Raw genomic sequence first — 1,297 nt, 5'->3', positions numbered from 1 at the left:
CGGCATGGCCTACATCGCCACCTACGCGAGCGTCCAGGGTTTCAACGTCGGTGTCCTCGACGCCGAAACCCTGGGCCGCCGCCAGCTTCATCCACTGGGCCATGATCCGCCGCCTTGCCCGCGGGAAACCCGTCCCACGCTGGCAACCCCGAACCAGCCCAGACGAGTAACACCTACCAAGATTTGGGATAGGCTCTAAGCATCCGGCCCTCTACGGGACTCGGGGCGGTTCAGGCCGACGTCCGGGCCGCTGGCATGCTCAGCTTCCCCGCAATGCAACAGCACCGTCGGTCGACGATCGCGACGCAGAGCCGTGGGTCGGCGAAGGTCTTCGTCCAGCCGGAGAAGGACTCCTTGGAGGCGATCGCGACGCTGTGATGTGTGGGTTCAGCGCGGTTGGGGACGGCCATCGGATCGACGGGCGCGTCAGGTGGGTTCGTGCGCGTCCCAGGGGTTGACCAGGTCAAGGTCGAGACCGGTGAAGTCATCGGTGTTCCGGGTCGCCAGGATGGCACTGCTGGATCGGCAGATGGCTGCGATCTGGGCATCAAAGCCGCTGATCGGGGTCCCCGCCTGTTCGCGCTCCACCACGACGTCGGCGTAGTGGCGGGCCGCCTCGGCGTCGAAGGGCAGAACCTTCTCCTGGAACGCCGCGAAGACCTCGTCCGCCGCGGCGAGCAGCAGCTCGCGGCGGCGACCGGCCGGCTGCCGGCCGATGCCGTAGCACACCTCAGCCACGCTCACCGACGTGGTAGCTACGGCGGCACCAGGCCGACTCGTCACCCAGGCCACAACGGAGTCGGCTGGGGCCGCCCGCATAAGTTCCGAGATGACGTTGGTATCAAGAATAATCATTCCGAGGACCGTGTCCCGGTCACGCGAACAGGTCCGCCGCACGTGGTTGCTGTGTCCGCGCCGGCAGCTCGAGATCAACGCCACCCAGCACACCGAACCGGGAGAGCAGGGCCTGAGCGAGCCCAGGGGCATCCTCGGGCTCGCCGACGGCCTCGGTAAGGATCGCGCGAATCTCAGCCTCCATCGAACGGCCGTGCTGAGCCGCGCGTACACGCAGCCGCTCCCGCACACGGTCGTCAAGATCTCGAATACTGACCGCCGCCATCCCAACCACCTCCTGATAGCAATGCTAGCATGAGTGGCCTCTCGGATGGTCGCCCCGGCCGTGGGGTGCCAGAACTCGGCCACCGCATGACGGTGGAGGCCGACTCCCAGCGCGCCCGAGGCCCGTGCCGTCTCCGGTCAGCACCGCCAGCCGAGCGCGCGGGACGACGGATCATCC

General features: G+C 67.5%; 2 protein-coding genes. Both read right to left on the bottom strand.

All coding sequences use genetic code 11. From position 1 onward, the window contains the following. Positions 1 to 426: 426 nt before the first annotated feature. A complete protein-coding gene (locus ND747_RS16395) occupies positions 427 to 855 on the bottom strand; it encodes a type II toxin-antitoxin system VapC family toxin (protein ID WP_251734478.1) in 429 nt (142 codons plus the stop codon). A 19-nt stretch (positions 856 to 874) separates the two neighbouring features. Further along, positions 875 to 1,120 (bottom strand): Arc family DNA-binding protein, encoded by a 246-nt coding sequence (locus ND747_RS16390; protein WP_251734477.1) that lies wholly within the window; start codon positions 1,118 to 1,120, stop codon positions 875 to 877. Positions 1,121 to 1,297 lie beyond the last annotated feature (177 nt).

This window comes from Frankia sp. R82 (assembly GCF_023716925.1).
GTDB lineage: Bacteria > Actinomycetota > Actinomycetes > Frankiales > Frankiaceae > Frankia.
Note: the sequence above shows the minus strand (reverse complement) of the source record. Positions and strands in the feature narration are given on the sequence as shown.